This is a genomic window from Aequorivita lipolytica, assembly GCF_007997135.1.
GTDB classification, from domain to species: Bacteria; Bacteroidota; Bacteroidia; order Flavobacteriales; family Flavobacteriaceae; genus Aequorivita; species Aequorivita lipolytica.
The window spans coordinates 439168-456701 of record NZ_VORU01000001.1; the positions used below are offsets into that span (position 1 = coordinate 439168).

16 protein-coding genes are annotated in these 17534 nt (G+C 37.5%); 15 read left to right on the top strand and 1 reads right to left on the bottom strand.

The features are described 5' to 3' along the window. Positions 1 to 186: 186 nt before the first annotated feature. The 12 genes from ESV24_RS01815 (at position 187) to rlmN (ending at position 13705) form a co-directional block, all read left to right on the top strand. Entirely contained in the window at positions 187 to 1062 is an 876-nt protein-coding gene (locus ESV24_RS01815) for a prephenate dehydratase (protein WP_111813843.1), read from the top strand. Next, on the top strand, positions 1049 to 2131 hold the full coding sequence (locus ESV24_RS01820; protein WP_111813845.1) for a bifunctional 3-deoxy-7-phosphoheptulonate synthase/chorismate mutase type II: 1083 nt from the start codon (positions 1049 to 1051) through the stop codon (positions 2129 to 2131). The genes ESV24_RS01815 and ESV24_RS01820 overlap by 14 nt, the downstream gene beginning before the upstream one ends. A gap of 21 nt (positions 2132 to 2152) precedes the next feature. Beyond that, positions 2153 to 3100, top strand: a complete 948-nt coding sequence (gene rsgA, locus ESV24_RS01825) for a ribosome small subunit-dependent GTPase A (protein ID WP_111813847.1) — start codon at positions 2153 to 2155, stop codon at positions 3098 to 3100. A gap of 118 nt (positions 3101 to 3218) precedes the next feature. Continuing rightward, positions 3219 to 3671 carry a D-aminoacyl-tRNA deacylase gene (gene dtd, locus ESV24_RS01830; protein ID WP_111813849.1) on the top strand — a complete coding sequence of 151 codons (453 nt, stop codon included), beginning with the start codon at positions 3219 to 3221 and terminating at the stop codon, positions 3669 to 3671. 148 nt (positions 3672 to 3819) lie between these two features. Beyond that, positions 3820 to 5721 (top strand): DUF3858 domain-containing protein, encoded by a 1902-nt coding sequence (locus tag ESV24_RS01835; RefSeq protein WP_111813851.1) that lies wholly within the window; start codon positions 3820 to 3822, stop codon positions 5719 to 5721. A gap of 13 nt (positions 5722 to 5734) precedes the next feature. Then, positions 5735 to 7756: a DUF3858 domain-containing protein gene (locus tag ESV24_RS01840; protein WP_170227848.1), complete on the top strand. Its 2022-nt coding sequence runs from the start codon at positions 5735 to 5737 to the stop codon at positions 7754 to 7756. Beyond that, on the top strand, positions 7756 to 8082 hold the full coding sequence (locus ESV24_RS01845) for a nucleotide pyrophosphohydrolase (protein WP_111813855.1): 327 nt from the start codon (positions 7756 to 7758) through the stop codon (positions 8080 to 8082). The genes ESV24_RS01840 and ESV24_RS01845 overlap by 1 nt, the downstream gene beginning before the upstream one ends. Position 8083: 1 nt before the next feature. Next, the gene (locus tag ESV24_RS01850; RefSeq protein WP_111813857.1) at positions 8084 to 8326 is read left to right on the top strand and encodes a hypothetical protein; all 243 of its coding nucleotides are present in this window, start codon (positions 8084 to 8086) and stop codon (positions 8324 to 8326) included. After that, positions 8323 to 9567, top strand: coding sequence for a 3-phosphoshikimate 1-carboxyvinyltransferase (locus tag ESV24_RS01855; protein WP_111813859.1), 1245 nt, complete (start codon positions 8323 to 8325; stop codon positions 9565 to 9567). Before ESV24_RS01850 ends, ESV24_RS01855 begins: the two co-directional genes overlap by 4 nt. Before the next feature lie 178 nt (positions 9568 to 9745). Further along, the gene (queA, locus tag ESV24_RS01860) at positions 9746 to 10795 is read left to right on the top strand and encodes a tRNA preQ1(34) S-adenosylmethionine ribosyltransferase-isomerase QueA (protein WP_111814130.1); all 1050 of its coding nucleotides are present in this window, start codon (positions 9746 to 9748) and stop codon (positions 10793 to 10795) included. Between the two features lie 130 nt (positions 10796 to 10925). Beyond that, a complete protein-coding gene (locus ESV24_RS01865) occupies positions 10926 to 12584 on the top strand; it encodes a T9SS type A sorting domain-containing protein (protein ID WP_111813861.1) in 1659 nt (552 codons plus the stop codon). 80 nt (positions 12585 to 12664) lie between these two features. After that, on the top strand, positions 12665 to 13705 hold the full coding sequence (gene rlmN, locus ESV24_RS01870; protein ID WP_111813863.1) for a dual-specificity RNA methyltransferase RlmN: 1041 nt from the start codon (positions 12665 to 12667) through the stop codon (positions 13703 to 13705). A gap of 48 nt (positions 13706 to 13753) precedes the next feature. Here the strand turns inward: rlmN and ESV24_RS01875 are convergent, their stop codons facing one another. Next, positions 13754 to 14638, bottom strand: coding sequence for a T9SS-dependent choice-of-anchor J family protein (locus ESV24_RS01875; RefSeq protein ID WP_111813865.1), 885 nt, complete (start codon positions 14636 to 14638; stop codon positions 13754 to 13756). Between the two features lie 319 nt (positions 14639 to 14957). Between ESV24_RS01875 and ESV24_RS01880 the strand changes: the two genes are divergently transcribed. The 3 genes from ESV24_RS01880 (at position 14958) to ESV24_RS01890 (ending at position 17432) form a co-directional block, all read left to right on the top strand. Then, positions 14958 to 15935, top strand: a complete 978-nt coding sequence (locus ESV24_RS01880) for a polyprenyl synthetase family protein (RefSeq protein WP_111813866.1) — start codon at positions 14958 to 14960, stop codon at positions 15933 to 15935. Between the two features lie 116 nt (positions 15936 to 16051). Continuing rightward, the gene (locus ESV24_RS01885; RefSeq protein WP_111813868.1) at positions 16052 to 16618 is read left to right on the top strand and encodes an RNA polymerase sigma factor; all 567 of its coding nucleotides are present in this window, start codon (positions 16052 to 16054) and stop codon (positions 16616 to 16618) included. After that, positions 16605 to 17432, top strand: coding sequence for a hypothetical protein (locus ESV24_RS01890; RefSeq protein WP_111813870.1), 828 nt, complete (start codon positions 16605 to 16607; stop codon positions 17430 to 17432). Before ESV24_RS01885 ends, ESV24_RS01890 begins: the two co-directional genes overlap by 14 nt. Positions 17433 to 17534: the final 102 nt, after the last annotated feature.

Here is a 17534-nt window from a genome sequence, read left to right on the forward strand (position 1 = left end):
TTTAAGAATTAACTACATTAGCATTCTATTATAAGACAAATGAATACAATTTTTACTTTCAACAATTTTTGGTTTTTCTATTTTAACGATAGAACCGGGATTGTTGTATAGCTAATCGAACTATAAAACATTAAAAGTCCCGGAAAAAATTTCCGGGACTTTTTTTTTAACCTAAATTTTGAAACTATGAGCCTAAAAGTAGCCATTCAAGGAATCGAAAGTTCGTTCCACCACCAAGCCGTGCAGAAACTTTTTCCAAATCAGGAAATAACCCTTTTAACTTGCGATTCTTTTGAGAAAGTTACCAATGCAGTCAATAATTCAGCTGCAGATTATGGGGTGATTGCTATAGAAAACACTATCGTTGGCTCCATTTTACCCAATTACGGATTGATTGACACGGGCGATTTTGAAATTTTGGCGGAAACGGTTCTAAACATCCAAATGTACGTAATGGCTTTGGAGAGCGAATCCATCCACGATATAAAAGAAATACATTCACACCCCGTTGCATTGCTTCAATGTAGGGACTATTTAAATAAATTTCCACCGCAATTTAAAGTGATTGAAGGAAAAGATACTGCTTCCGAAGCAAAAAAAATAAAGGATCAAAATTTAACTGGTGTTGCTGCAATTGCTGGAAAACAGGTTGCTGATAAATTTGGTTTGAAAATTTTAGATAGTAATATTCAAGATATAAAGGAAAACCATACGCGCTTCGTACTTTTGGGCAAAAAAGAAAAGCAAACAGAGCGACACGCGGATAAAGCCTCTATTAAGTTTATATTAGAGCATAATGTGGGAAGTTTAGGTAATGTGCTCAATCTTTTAACGACATTCAATATAAACCTCACAAAAATACAATCGCTCCCGATAGTTGGGAAACCTTGGCATTATGCTTTTTTTGTAGATGTAGTTTTTGAGGATGAAAATTTCTTTTTTGAAGTAATGGAAATGCTTAAAAAAACAGTGAAAGAATTAAATATATTGGGCGTTTACAAACAGGATGAAACACATGCCCAAGCTCAATTTTCAAATGCAATTTTAAATGGAAAACAATAAAAATCTTCGCAACTGGCTCAATAAAATGGAACTGGCCCACCCAATTGTAATCGCCGGGCCTTGCAGTGCCGAAACGGAAGAACAAGTATTAAAAATAGCCCATCAATTAAAAGATACTGATGCCACGGTTATGCGCGCCGGAATCTGGAAACCAAGAACCCGTCCAGGAAATTTTGAGGGCGTTGGCGCTTTGGGATTGAAATGGCTTCAAAAGGCAAAACAGGAAACTGGATTAATGATCGCAACAGAAGTGGCCAATGCCAATCACGTAGATTTGGCTCTTAAGCACGACGTAGATATTCTTTGGATTGGCGCGCGCACAACGGTTTCGCCATTTATAGTGCAGGAAATTGCGGATGCATTAAAAGGAACGGATAAAATTGTTTTAATAAAGAATCCAGTAAATCCAGATTTAGCGCTATGGCTAGGCGCGGTGGAGCGTTTTTATGAAAGTGATGTGAAAAATCTTGGCGTAATTCACCGCGGATTTTCTACTTATGAAAAGATGCGTTACCGCAACAATCCCGAATGGCAGATACCGATTGATCTACAGACTAAATTTCCAGATTTACCTTTAATTTTGGATCCATCACACATTGCAGGCCGTAGAGATATTATTTTTGACCTTTGTCAAACCGCTCTAGATCTAAATTATGACGGTTTAATGGTAGAAACCCATTACGACCCAGACAACGCTTGGAGCGACGCGGCACAACAAATTACGCCAGCAAGCTTAGAGCAAATGACAATTGATTTGCGCATTCGGAAACAGGAAGGCGATGCAATTGAATTTCAAAACAAGCTGAACACAATGCGTACAAAGATTGATGTGCTGGATCATCAGCTTATAGAATCACTGGGAAAACGCATGAGGATTGCGGATGATATTGGCGGTTTAAAAAAGAAAAACAATGTGGCTATTCTTCAAACTAGACGATGGAATGAGGTTTTGGGAAAAATGATTCTGGAAGGTGAAGAAAATCAATTGAGCGAAGAATTTATTCTGAAAATTTTTAAGGCCATTCACCAAGAATCCATCAATCACCAGAAAAAAGTTATTAATAACTAAAAAGTTTTGCAACTTTGTGGCATGAAAGGCCTTGTCTATAAATCTACCGGAAGCTGGTACAGCGTAAAAGCCGAAAATGGAACTTTTTACGATTGTCGTATTAAAGGCAAATTCCGTTTGGGTGGAATTAAAAGCACAAACCCTGTAGCGGTGGGAGATCACGTTGATTTTGAAGTTGAAAAGAAGGGTGATGAAACTGTTGGGATAATTTCACATATTGACGAACGTGATAATTACATAATTCGTAAATCTGTAAACCTTTCCAAACAAACCCATATTATTGCAGCCAATATTGACGTGGCTTTTCTAGTAATCACGCTGAACAATCCACCAACTTTCACCACTTTCATTGACCGATTTTTGGTTACTGCGGAAGCATATCATATTAAAGCTGTGCTTCTTTTCAATAAAGTTGATACGTACAATGAAGACGAATTACTTGAGATAAAACTTCTTGCTGCACTTTATCGAAAAGTAGGGTATGAGTGCATCGGTATTTCAGCAATTACTGGAAAGAATATTGACAAGGTGAAAGCTTTAATGCAAGACAGAGTAACAATGTTTTCTGGTCACAGCGGGGTGGGAAAATCTACATTGGTAAATGCAATAGAGCCAGGTCTGCAGTTGAAAACCTCAAAAATTTCAGATCAGCATTTACAGGGCCAGCACACTACAACTTTTGCTGAAATGTTTGATCTTTCTTTCGGTGGACAAATAATAGACACGCCTGGAATTAAAGGTTTCGGGCTTGTTGAAATGGACAAAGAAGAGTTGGGAAATTATTTTCCTGAGTTTTTTGAGTTAAGGAAAAACTGTAAGTTTAACAATTGCCTGCATTTGGAAGAACCGCAATGTGCAATAAAAGAAGCTCTTGAAAACGAAGAAATAGCTTGGTCGCGTTACAAAAGTTATTTGCAGATTTTGGAAGGCGAGGAAGAGCACTTTCGAAAAGATATTTATGAGAAATAGTGTTCAAAGTCCAATGTTCAGAGATCCGAATTCAAGATTTGGTATTTTTAATATGAAGTAATTTCCTCAGAAACAATAAAATCCAAGAGTCCGAAAATCTAGCAATCCAACAATCTAAATGCGCGTATTAATCCAAAGAGTAAAAAAAGCTTCTGTAACCATAGATGAAAAGATTTTTTCCGAAATAAATCAGGGGCTTCTTATTTTTTTGGGTATTGAAGAAGATGATACTCAAGAAGACATAAACTGGTTGACCGGAAAAATTGCCCGCTTACGGATTTTTTCAGATAAAAACGATGCTATGAATCTTTCCGTTCAGGACATAGATGGCGATTGTTTGGTTGTAAGCCAATTCACACTTCACGCAAATACAAAAAATGGAAACCGCCCTTCTTTTATTAAAGCCGCAAAACCTGAAATTGCTATCCCTCTGTACGAAAAATTCGTGCTTCAGCTTGATAATGAAACAAGTAGAATAGTAGAGACGGGCACGTTTGGAGCTATGATGGATGTAGCTCTAATAAACGATGGTCCCGTTACAATCTGGATTGATTCAAAAAAAAGAGAATAATCTCTTTAACTTTTTTTTAACCTTTCGAATTTTTATATATTGCCGAGCAATACGATGAATTCATGATATGTCCTATCCCAATTTTGACACTTGTTGAAATGAATTATTTGGACATTCCATTTTCCTATTTATCGAATATATAATACGGATGAAAAAAATTTTCTGCTTTGTATTGCTATTGTGCTCGGCTCATATTTTCTCCCAAACGGATTATTCCATAGCCTCCATTTCCGAAGAATTGAGGGAATATTCCAATAGTGTAATTATAAATGAGTTGGTTGAAGTAGATGTAACCAATATCGATAAAATGAAACGGAAAACCCATCGTGTGATTGCCGTGCTAAACAAGATTGGCGATGGCGATGCACGGCTATATGAGTTCTACGACACAAACTCCCGCGTAAAAGATATAGAAGTAACAGTTTATAATGCCTCTGGAAAAGAAATTGAACATTTCAAGAAAAAGGATTTTATAGACGTGAGCCGCACGGGCATTAGTATATATAGCGATGATCGTGTGTTGGGCCTAAAATACACACCAACAACCTATCCTTATATTGTGGTCTTTGAAAGTGAAACAGAATCTGGTGACTCTGCTTTTATTAATCCTTGGTATCCTCTTCGCGGTTATGCTGAAAGTGTTAAAAATAGTGAGTTAAAAATAAAATTCGATCCTGCAAACAAACCAAAATACAAACCGCAAAATTTGGAGGGTTTTGATGTTTCTATTTCTGAAACACCCGAGGAGCTTATTTTTTCAGTACAAAACCTGAAAGCCATTCGGTTAGAAGAGCATAGTCCTTCAATCCACAAAATCTTACCAAATGTAACAATAGCGCTAAATTCATTTAAACTAAAAGGAAATTCGGGTTCTGGTAAGAATTGGCAAGAATTTGGAGATTGGATGAATAAAAGTCTTCTTTCAGATGTAAATGATCTTCCCGAAGGTACGCTGGCGCGTGTAAAAAGTCTTGTTGCGAATGAAACAACTAATGAAGGCAAGGCTAGAAAGATATATCAATTTGTTCAAGATAAGGTTCGCTACATCAGTATTCAAATAGGTATTGGTGGTTGGAAACCTATGCTCGCTTCAGATGTAGACAAACTGAGCTACGGCGACTGTAAAGCGCTTACCAACTATACCAAAGTATTGCTAGACGCTGTGGGTGTGCCTTCTTATTACACAGTTGTATATGGCGATACTACGCAGTGGGACATATTGGAAGATTTTTCATCTATACAAGGAAACCACATAATTTTAGGAATACCCAATAACGATAAAATAACTTGGCTGGAATGTACAAGCCAAGATACGCCTTATGGATATATAGGTGATTTTACAGACGATAGGGATGTGCTAATGATAACCCCAGAGGGCGGAAAAATTGCACATACCAAAATTTATGAAACTGAAGAAAACACCCAAGAAAACAATTCAAAAGTTAAGATAGATGTGGAGGGTAATATAACTGCAACTTTTAAAAGCGTTTCAAAAGGGCTTCAGTATGACGATAAGTATTTACTTCCCAAACAAAAACAAGACGATATAGACCAACATTACAAAAAGAAGTGGGGTTATATAAACGGTTTCTCCATTGAGAATATAAATTTCAACAATAATAAGGAAGAAGTGGTCTTTACGGAAAACTTATCACTCAATATTCCAAACTATGCGAATCCTGTGGGCAGTGATTATCTTTTCTGCGCTAATCTTTTCAACCAGAACCAATACATTCCACCCCGTATTGAAAACCGCAAGCAAAATTTGTATATAGGTCATGGCTTTGTGGATACAGACCTTGTTGAAGTGGAAATACCTGAAAATTTTACAATTGACGGGCTTCCGGAAGAAACCATTTTAGAGACAAAATTTGGAAAATACCAAATGGGCTTCAGTCAGTCTTCAGACAATAAAGTAATATATAGCCGAAATATAACCATCAACAAAGGCGAATATCCTCCTTCGGAATATGAAAACTACCGCGATTTTCTAAGAACCATTGCCCGTTTGGACAAAACAAAAATACTTTTAAAACAAAATGTACAATAAACACCTAAACCATATGAAACCAGGCTTACTCACTATTCTTGCTGTTTTATGCTTTCTGAACACATCAGTTGCCCAGAACTATAAATTTGGAAAAGTTTCAAAAGAAGAATTGCTTCAAAAGGAACACCCGGCTGACCCAACTGCGGATGCCGCCATTCTTTACCGCGAAACCAAAACTGACTTTCAATACACACAAGATTCTGGCTGGTATATGGTAACAGATTATTTTGTGCGCATTAAAATTTATAATAAAGAAGGATTTGATTGGGCCAATACAACAATAGATCTTTACAAAGGCGATGGAGAGGATAAGCTTTTGGGACTAAGGGGATACACCTATTATTTAGGCTCAGATGGCAAAGTTGAAGAGGTAAAACTGCGCAACGAAGGTATATTTGAAGAAGAGAGCACTAAATACCTTACACAAACAAAAATAACCATGCCAGATGTGCGCGAAGGGTGCGTTATTGAATATAAATACACCGTCAATTCCCCTTTCATATTCAGTATTGATGAGTTCAGATTTCAAGAAACAATTCCGGTTGATAAAGTAAAAGTGCTCTTCACAACGCCTGAATATTTCGTTTACAAAACACACCAAAGAGGTTGGGTGCCTTATAAGGTTAATTCAGAAACAAGGGAACGAACAATGACCTATAGAATGACCACGCAGGATTTAACTGCTTTACAAGGTATAGGCATTCCAGAAACTACAACCAGGGAAGTAAAATTTAAAGAAGATACCTATACCGTAGAGTTGGATAACGTTCCTGCCATTAAGGAAGAAGCTTATGTGGGAAACCTTAATAATTACACCACCGCACTTCAGTTTGAAATGAGTTTTATGGATTTTCCTGGAAGTCCGTTGAAAACATATTCCACTACTTGGGAAGATGTTTCTAAGAGTATCTATAGAATAGATACTTTTGGCAATGAGCTGGAACGCAATAATTATTTTGAAGATGATATTGAGAATCTTTTGAGCGGCATTAGCAAACCTGAAGAAAAAGCAGCCCGTATTTTTGCTTACGTCACAAACAAAATGAACTGGAATGGATACCCCGGCTTTTTTACAAATGAAGGCGTTAAATCTGCATATAAAAAAGGTTCGGGCAATGTAGCCGATATAAACTTAATGTTGGTAGCCATGTTGCGTTACGCAAATTTAGAGGCAAATCCCGTATTGGTTAGTACCAAGTCTCACGGTATTCCTTTGTTCCCAACCCGCAATGGGTTTAATTACGTAATTGCCGCTGTTGAATTTCCGCAAGGAGTTTTACTTCTGGATGCAACTAATAAAGATGCACAAATTGGAGTGCTAAAGTCAAGTGTCTTGAATTGGCAGGGTCGTGTTATTAAAAAAGATGGCACTTCTGGTTGGGTTTCTTTAAGTTCAATGATCCCGGCCGTAAAAAGTGCTATGGTAAATGCAGAAATAAAACCTGATCTTTCAGTTGTTGGGAAAGCACAAAACAGATTTACGGGCAATTATGCTTTCGAATACAGAACAGAATATAAAAGTTTAAATGAAGACGCGCAACGCAAAACATTTGAGAAAGAAGAAGCTAATCAAGCAGAACTATCAAACCTTCAATTCGAAAATTTGAACTCTTTGGAAAAACCTGTCTCCTTGGAATATGATTTTGAGTCACTGGATGCCGTAGAGGATGTTGCCGGCAAATTATATTTTTCACCCATGATTTTTATGGCAACTAAAGAAAACCCATTCACGCCAGATACGCGACTGTATCCAATTGACTACGGCTACCCGATGAAAGATAGATATATTATCAATATATCCATCCCTGAAGGATATAAAGTGGAGTCCCTGCCTGAGAACACAGTTTATAACTTAGGAGAAGATACTGGTAGTTTTCGCTATTTAATTTCCGAAGTAGGCAATAAGCTTCAGCTTTCTGTGGAGTTTGCGATCAATAAATCATTCATCGCGGCCGACCAATATGGAAATTTGAAAAAATTCTACGAACTTTTAATAGCGAAAGAAAACGAAAAAGTTGTACTTTCAAAAGCATAATGGATATTAAAAACGCACAACAAGCTGTAGATGATTGGATAAAGGAACACGGTGTCCGCTATTTTAATGAGCTTACAAATATGGCGCAGCTCAGTGAAGAAGTGGGCGAGGTGGCGCGTATAATAGCGCGTCGTTACGGAGAGCAGAGCGAAAAGGAAAGCGATAAAAATAAAGATTTGGGCGAAGAGCTTGCAGATGTTATTTTTGTAGTGCTTTGTCTTGCCAATCAAACTGGAATTGACCTTGAAAAAGCTTTTGAGAAAAAACTGGATCTAAAAACAAAACGAGATCACGACAGGCACCACAGCAATAAAAAATTGAAATAGCATGTTCAAAAAAGTTATAAATACAAAAGGTTTTTGGAAATCAGTACTTTCACTAGCAGTAGCTTTTGCATTGCTTTTTGCATTTATTAAATGGGCAATTGATGGTTTTGAAATGGCTTATTTTACGGAAAGAAACCCGCTAATCTTTATACTCACTTTACTTCTTGCAGGCTTTGTTTATGGCTTTTTTGTGACTTTCGGAAAATTTAGGGCAAAGCTTAAAGAAAAAGAAGCGGGACAATGAAAGCCAATCTTAAACACGGAAAATTTCCTTTAGAAAGTGTAAAAATCAACATTTGTGGTTCTAAAAGTGAATCAAACAGATTGTTGATTCTGCAGGCACAATTTCCAAATATCACTATTGACAATCTTTCAGAAAGCGATGACACTGCCGTACTTCAAAAAGGTTTAAAAGTAAATAACGGAATTGTAGATGTTCATCATGCCGGAACAGCAATGCGGTTTTTAACAGCCTATTATTCGGCTAAACCAAATGCTGAAATAACACTCACAGGAAGCCAGCGAATGCAGGAAAGACCTATCAGGATTTTAGTGGATGCGCTAAAAACTTTGGGCGCAGATATTCAATATCTGAAGAATGAAGGTTTTCCTCCATTAAAGATAAAAGGTAAAAAACTTCAGAAGAATGAAGTATCGATTAAAGCCGATGTAAGCAGTCAGTATATTTCTGCATTAATGCTCGTTGCTCCGATTCTTCCAAATGGATTGAAGATTTCATTAAAAGGAAAAACCACATCTGTGCCATATATTGAAATGACACTTTCCCTTTTGAAAAACATAGAAGTTGTTGGAGATTTTACAAATAATGAAATAGTTATTCCTTTAGCCGAACAGATTAAAAATACAGCAGTAACCGTAGAATCGGATTGGAGTTCGGCGTCTTATTTTTATAGCTTGGTTGCGCTTTCTGAAGATTGCAAAATTACTCTGGGCAGTTTTTTGGAAGAAAGTTTTCAGGGCGATTCTGCTTTGGTACAGATATACGATTCATTGGGCGTGCGGACGGTTTTTAGTACTTCTGAGAAAAGCATTTCGCTTTCAAAAAAGAATATTGAATTGCCAGATTCCTTAATGCTCGATCTTTCAAACACACCAGATTTGGCGCAAACCATTGCCGTAACTTGTTTTGGTTTGGGCTTAGGTTGTAGACTGACCGGTCTTCATACTTTAAAAATTAAGGAAACGGATAGACTTTCAGCTTTAAAAAATGAATTGGAAAAATTGGGCGCTACAATTCAAATAGACGAAAATTCACTTAGTCTCGAAATGGCTTCTGAAATAATTTCAAACAAAACAATTGAAACCTATCAAGATCATAGAATGGCAATGGCTTTTGCGCCATTAGCCGTAAAAACGGAACTGACTATACTCGATGCAGAAGTAGTTTCAAAATCATACCCCAATTTTTGGAAAGACATACAAAAAGTTGGTGTTGCGTGTGTTTTAGACGATTCCTCAAATTAGCAACTTTCTATCATTAAGCGTCCTTCATCACGCATCCAGCATCCATCACAAAACATTTTCAAATAATAAACAGCCATTTACTTGACAACGCCTGTTTTGAGGTTGTATATTTGCGCCCTCGTACACCGAAGCCTTTGCGAAGTGTATTTAAAATAAAAAGACAAGACGCATTATGGGAATGAAACTTTCAAATTTCAGCTTTAACCTTCCAGAGGAATTATTGGCCGAATATCCAGCTCCAAACCGTGACGAATCACGATTGATGGTGCTAGACCGAAAAACTAAAACAATTGAGCACAAAATGTTCAAAGATCTTATTGATTATTTTGATGAAGACGATGTTTTGGTTACCAATAATACCAAGGTTTTTCCCGCGCGTTTGTTCGGAAATAAAGAAAAAACAGGAGCGCGTATTGAAGTTTTCCTTTTAAGGGAATTAAATCCAGAAACCCGTCTTTGGGATGTTTTGGTAGATCCTGCCCGAAAAATTAGAATCGGAAACAAGCTATATTTTGGTGATGACGAAACCTTGGTAGCCGAAGTTATAGACAATACAACTTCACGCGGAAGAACCCTCCGTTTTCTTTTTGACGGTTCGTATGAAGAATTCCGTGGCAAGTTGACCGAATTGGGAGAAACGCCACTTCCGAAGTATATTAAAAGAGAAGTAGAGCCGGAAGATGCGGAGCGTTACCAAACTATATTCGCAAAAATTGAAGGAGCCGTTGCAGCGCCAACTGCCGGTCTGCATTTTTCAAAGCATCTTTTGAAACGTCTTGAAATTAAAGGCGTGAACATTGCCGAAGTTACACTTCACGTTGGCTTGGGAACTTTTAGCTCTGTTGAGGTAGAAGATCTTTCAAAACACAAAATGGATTCGGAAGAGATGGAAATTAAGGAAGATGCCGTTGGTGTTATCAATACTGGTATAAAAAAGAAAAAACGTGTTTGTGCCGTGGGAACCACTGCGATGCGTGCTTTGGAAAGTTCAGTTTCTTCAAACCATACGCTAAATGCTTACAAAGGATGGACCAATAAATTTATTTTCCCTCCGTACGATTTTAGTATTGCAAACGCAATGATTACTAATTTCCATACCCCAAAATCTACTTTGTTGATGATGGCTGCTGCCTTTGCTGGCCACGAATTTATGAAGGAAGCTTATGCTGAGGCAATTAAAGAAAAATACAGATTCTACACCTATGGTGACGCAATGTTGATCATCTAATAAATAATACATAAACTATGAAGAGTCCCGATATAAATCGGGATTTTTTATTTTATAGGCGTTTGGTTTTCAAATCTCAGAATAAAAATATACCTTAGTCTCCCTTATTGAATAATAACCAGCTATTTGAATGAAAAAAACAATACTTTCCTTCATTTTATTCTTTGCGATTTTCACCGCCTATCCACAAGGTGGGGGTGAGGATTTGCCTGAAAGCTGGGATCTAAACTTAGCGCAGTACCCCAACATTATTCGGCTACCCTCTTTGAATTTTGAAACAATCATGCACCAAGACAGTATAAACGACTTGGATAAAAGCATGCCTTGGCGTTACGGAATTGAAAGACCTGTGCCCATTAATATGGAGCACGGCGGTCTTTGGACGATTTTGCCAAACGGCGGAAAGATTTGGCAAGCCACCATCAAATCAGAAGGAGCGCTTAATCTTAGTGTTAATTTTGATGATTTCTTTTTACCGCCGGGCGCTCGTCTTCAGCTTTATAATCATGAACATACAGATGTTACCAGAACATATACTAATTCGCAAAACAGAATAAATGGTCAGTTGGGTACTTGGTTTGTAGAAGGTGATGTTATTTGGATAGAATATTATCAACCTCCAGGTTTTCAAGGAACGCCACGACTTCAAATAAATAGTGTTATTCACGGCTACCGAATGGGAAGGGTTAGCGCTCTTTTTAATGATAACCGTGGTTTGAATGATTCAGGGGAATGTAATTACGACGTTAACTGCTCCATTGGAAATGATTTTGACGCCACCAAGGATTTGGTAAAAAAAGCAGTGGCTTTGTTAAATTTAGGAAATGGACATTTATGCTCTGCAGCACTAACGAATAATGCCCGAAATGATAAAACCCCCTATTTGCTAACGGCAAATCATTGTTTGGAAAATAGCAATCCCGCACTTTGGTCAGTTCGGTTTAATTGGGTAAGTCCAACGCCAGCTTGTGGCAACGGAGATGAAAGTGGTGATATTCAAACAAACTTCACACTGAGCGGTGCAGAACTGAAAGCGCACAACAGCCTGAGTGATTTTGCCCTTGTAGAACTTTTTGATGCCATACCCAATTCTTGGGATGTAGTATTTGCCGGTTGGGATAATTCAGACACCAATCCCTTGTTTGGAGTGGGAATACATCACCCCAATGGAGATATTATGAAAATATGCCGTGATGATACTGGCGCACAGAAAATTGACGCAAACGGCACTCAAGTTTGGCTAATTGGAGGTGGAACCCACGGATCTGGTGATGGTTGGGAAATAGGAACCACCGAAAGCGGTTCTTCAGGATCGCCTTTGTTTAATGACCGTGGAAAGATAATTGGCCAATTGTATGCCGGGCAATCTGCCTGTAATGGTTTAGAGAACAATAAGGATTTCGATATTTATGGAAGGTTTGCTATTTCTTGGAATGCGGGAAACACTTCCCAGACTCGTTTAAGAGACTGGCTAGATCCAAACAATATTGGGCTTACCTCTATTGAAACATTACAGAATCTTCTGAATGTGCCCGATTTCGAATTTATTGGGGATCTTAAAATTTATCCAAATCCTGCAAGTACATCCATAACCGTTATGAACAATCGTTATCCACATTTATCTTATGTTTTTTCTAATATTATGGGGCAGCGCATACATTCGGGATCCTTGAGTAATACAATGAATACTATTGCGGTTGATAATCTTTCAGAAGGAGTTTATTTTCTTCACTTAACAGATGAGGACAGCAAAGATTCCATCACTAAAAAAATTATAGTTAAAAAGTAAATCATATTTCTATAAAGCCAAAAGCCTCTGTTCTGTTAAAGAAGGGGGCTTTTTTCTTTTAAATACAGTAGTTTTGCACGATGGTTTCACAAAAAAAAGATATACGGGCGCTTTCAAAAGAGAAACTGAGAAGTTTTTTTGAAAGCATTGGAGATAAAGCATTCCGAGGAACGCAGGTTTACGATTGGCTTTGGAGCAAAGGCATCCATAATTTTGAGGATATGACCAATCTTTCCAAAGAAACCCGAGCGCATTTAAATGAAAATTTCGTTATCAATCACATAAAGGTTGACCATCTTCAAAAAAGTAGCGACGGCACAATAAAGAATGCCGTAAAATTACACGATGATTTGGTGGTGGAATCAGTTTTGATTCCTACAAAAAAGAGAACTACTGCCTGCGTATCATCGCAAGTGGGTTGCAGTTTAGACTGTACGTTCTGTGCAACCGCAAAGTTGAAACGAATGCGAAATCTAAATCCAGATGAAATTTATGATCAAGTTGTAGCAATAGATAGGGAAAGTCGCTTATATCACGACAAACCGCTATCAAATATTGTTTTTATGGGAATGGGCGAACCGTTGATGAATTATAAAAATGTGCTGGAGTCCATTGAAAAAATTACTTCAGAAGAAGGTTTGGGAATGTCTCCTAAGCGAATCACGGTTTCTACTTCCGGGGTGCCAAAAATGATAAAGAAACTTGCCGATGACGAAGTAAAATTCCACCTCGCCGTATCATTGCATTCTGCTATTCAGGAAACCCGCGAGCAGATTATGCCTTTTGCGAAAAACTTTACATTGCCAGATTTGCGCGAATCCTTAGAATATTGGTACAGCAAAACAAACCGCAAAATTACTTACGAATATATAGTTTGGAAAGGTATCAACGATAAATGGGAAGATATTGAAGCGCTCGTTACTTTTTGTAAATACGTGCCCTGCAAAGTGAATATTATTGAGTACAACCCCATTGACGATGGCCATTTTCAGCAGGCTTCATCTTCAGTAGTTGAAGATTATATTCAAGCTTTAGAACACGATAGAATTCCTGTAACAGTACGCCGAAGCAGAGGGAAAGATATTGATGCTGCCTGCGGGCAATTGGCAAATAAGCAATAAAAAAGAGCGGCCAAAAGCCGCTCTTTTCAATTCAGTATAAAATGTAAATTAGTTTTTTACAATTCTGAAAGTTTTGCTTGCTCCTTCAATAGAAACAGTTGCGATGTAAACACCAGACTGAAGTCCAGAAATACTTACAGTTTCGTTGTTGCTAGCTAGTTTTTGTGAAACCACTTCTTGGCCTAACATATTGTAGATAGCTACGCGCTCCATAGCAGTGTTAGCAGAAAGATTTAATTGGTTGTTTGCTACAAAGTATTTGAAACCTTGGAAAACTTCATCATTAACGCCCAATACATCAGCAGTAACTTTAAAATCATCAACTTGGAAACCAAATTGGTCAGCAGCTATGTGGTTTATAGCGATGTAAACATCTTGTCCAGCAAATGCATCAAGATTAATTGTAAATTCTTCCCAGTCCATTGCTTGTGGTACCAAACCTGATTCAATTATAGAAAAGTTACTTGGGTCTGCGTCAACAGTAGAAACTGCAATATTGAAAGTTTCAGTGTTAAATAACGGATCTGTAGCTTTTGCCCAAAAAGTAAGCTCGTTTCCAGAAGTTCCAAGAGTAACTTGTGGAGAAATTAGCCAATCGTTATTAGCATTGGTTGTACCATCTGGAACAGATGCAATAGATGTCATTGCTTTTGCTCCACTATATGCAGTCCAATCTTGATTTGCATCCGGCTCTAATGCTGGAGTTGTAGCAGTTGAATTAAAAACGATAAACGGAATTGGTTCGTAGATATTTGGCCAATCATAAGCGGCATATCCGTATGTAGGTAAAAGGTCAAGATCTAATAATGTCCAATCTCCAACATTGTCAATTGCGAAATCATCATAAGACTCAAAATCATCTTCAAAAATTGTAATCTGTGCATTCATTGCAAAGCCAGCAAATAATGCGGCCAATAATGTAATTTTTTTCATTTTAAATATTAATTAGGGTTAAAATTATTTTCCAAAAATAAGGTTTGCTTCTTTGTCTTTGGGTGCTTCAGAAGATTTTAACGTCATTTTAGAAATTCTGACAACATGAAGCAAATTTTGAGTTTTCCCTATTTTTATTAACAGCCTTTTTAAACATTTATAAGCTTAAAAGTCTATTTAGTGATTTTTCTCATCTGTTGTTCAAAAAGCGTCTTGATAAACTTTTGTTAAACCAGTTTCTGTTTTTCTAAAATCATTGAGTTTTACTTGCACTATGGCTTAAAAACCATCATTCAATTTTTACTATCTTTGAAGCTTTATGAAGATAGTTTCGCGCATAAAACTTCCCATTGAAAAGGAGATGGAGCTTTTTGAAAAAAAGTTCTCCGCTTCCATGACTTCAAAAGTTTCACTCCTTAATAAAATAACGCATTACGTAGTAAACCGAAAGGGAAAACAGATGCGCCCCATGTTCGTTTTTTTAATTGCAAAAATGACCGGCAATGGAGATGTGAACGAACGCACCTATCGCGGCGCTTCTGTTATAGAACTTATACACACAGCAACTTTAGTGCACGACGATGTGGTGGACGACAGTGACCGCCGTCGTGGTTTCTTCTCCATAAATGCCCTTTGGAAAAACAAAATTGCCGTCCTCGTGGGCGATTATTTGTTATCAAAAGGCTTGCTGCTTTCCATAGATAATGACGATTTTGATCTGCTAAAAATAATTTCAGTCGCCGTCCGCGAGATGAGCGAAGGCGAATTGTTACAGATTGAAAAAGCCCGCAGACTTGATATCACTGAAGAAATCTACTTTGAAATAATCCGTCAAAAAACGGCAACCCTTATTGCCGCTTGTTGCGCGATGGGTGCCCGCTCCGTAATGGCGCCCGATGAAGAAGTTGAAAAAATGCGCAAATTCGGCGAGCTTATCGGTACTGCGTTTCAAATAAAGGATGATCTTTTCGATTATGGCAACGAACATATCGGCAAACCTACAGGCATAGACATTAAAGAGCAAAAAATGACGCTACCTTTAATATATGCGTTAAATAATTCTACTTCCGAAGAAAAAAAATGGCTTATCAATTCGGTTAAAAATCATAATAAGGACAAGCGGCGTGTTAATGAAGTTATAACCTTTGTAAAAGACAACGGCGGTCTTAATTATGCTGTTGAAAAAATGAAGGAATACCAGCAGCAAGCGCTTCAGCTTTTGGAAACTTATCCCGCTTCACCTTACAAAGAATCACTAGAGCTGATGGTGAATTACGTTATTGACAGGAAAAAGTAAAATCCTTCCAGCAGTCTAAAAATCCAACAATCCAATAATCTTTTTCTACCTTCAGGCAACCATTCTTCAAAAACTTGCGTCTATTAAAATAGAAGCATCTAACAGCGAAGCGTATTTTGAAAATTATATCCTTACATAAAAATTATTCAAGCCTGATTGCAAAAGCATCCAAGGGCGAACGCCGGGCGCAGCATCAATTGTTTGAAATGTTTTCGCCAAAAATGCTGGGCGTTTGCAGGCAGTATTTAAAAAACAACGATTTGGCAGAAGAAGTGATGCTTTCCGGGTTTTTGAAAATGTTCACCCACTTAAAAGATTTTAAAAACGAAGGCAGTTTTGAGGGTTGGATTCGCAGGATAATGGTGAACGAAAGTATTTCACAATTGCGAAAAGACAAAAAATTACAATTCATTTCTGAAACTGAAATAGAGAACACTGCCGAACATTCCACTTACATTGAAACCGAATTAGAAACAGCTGAAATACAAAAAATGATAGATAGTCTGCCCGACGGTTACAAAACAGTTTTCGTGCTTTATGCGGTGGAAGGTTACAAACACGGTGAAATTGCAGAGCTTTTGCAGATAAGTGAAAACACTTCAAAAACACAACTTTTTAAAGCGCGCAAAATGCTTCAAAACATGGTTAAACAACAAAACAACATTAGTTATGGCACCTTATAAACTGGAAGACAACATCCGCGAAAAGCTAGAGGCGAGAGAGGTAAAACCTTCCGCAGATGCTTGGAAAAAACTAGAGGCAAAGCTAGATGCAGCCCAGCCTAAAAAGAAACCTGTACTTTGGTATTACGTGGCCGCAAGTTTCGTGGGATTCTTGATATTAGCTTCGGTTTTCTTTAGCAGAAATAATGCTGAAGTGAGCAATCCAATAGTCATCGAAAATGTAGAGCAACCTGCCATTGAAAACGAAACTGAAATTATTCCCACCAATTCCGAAACCGAAAAGATTGCTTCTGAAGAAAATATTATAGAAGAAACTGAATCCACAACTTCAAAAAAGGAATCTGAAAAGAAACAAAAGCAGAATTCAGTTCAACTGAAACCACTTCCGCAGAAAAAGTCTGCAATCGATAAAAAGATAGAGAAGAATGAGGCCCTTGCAAAAATTTCAGAAACAGAAAAACAAAAGTCTGTAAAAAAAGAAAATCTAATTATTTCAGATGAGTCTTCTAAAACTTTAGCGAAGGTTGAAGAAGAAAGTCTGTTCAATAATAAAGTGGATGAGGTAGTTGCCTCAGTAAAAAAGCTTAATGAAAACAACCAGGCAGTAACCGTGGCAGAAGTAGAAAAATTACTCAATGACGCCCGCCGCGATATCCAAACGCAACGAATCTTAAATAACCCAAAAGTAGATGCAACCGCGCTATTGCAGGATGTAGAGTGGAAAGTGGAAAAAAGTTTCCGAGATAAAGTCTTTGATGCACTTGGGGAAGGCTTTAACAAGATAAGAACTGCGGTAACAGAGCGGAATGATTAATAATGAGTAATGAGCAATTAATAATAAAACTCCAGCCAGCACTAATAAATTCTTACTCATTCACAAACTCACTCATTCACAAATTCACCAATAAAAATTCAT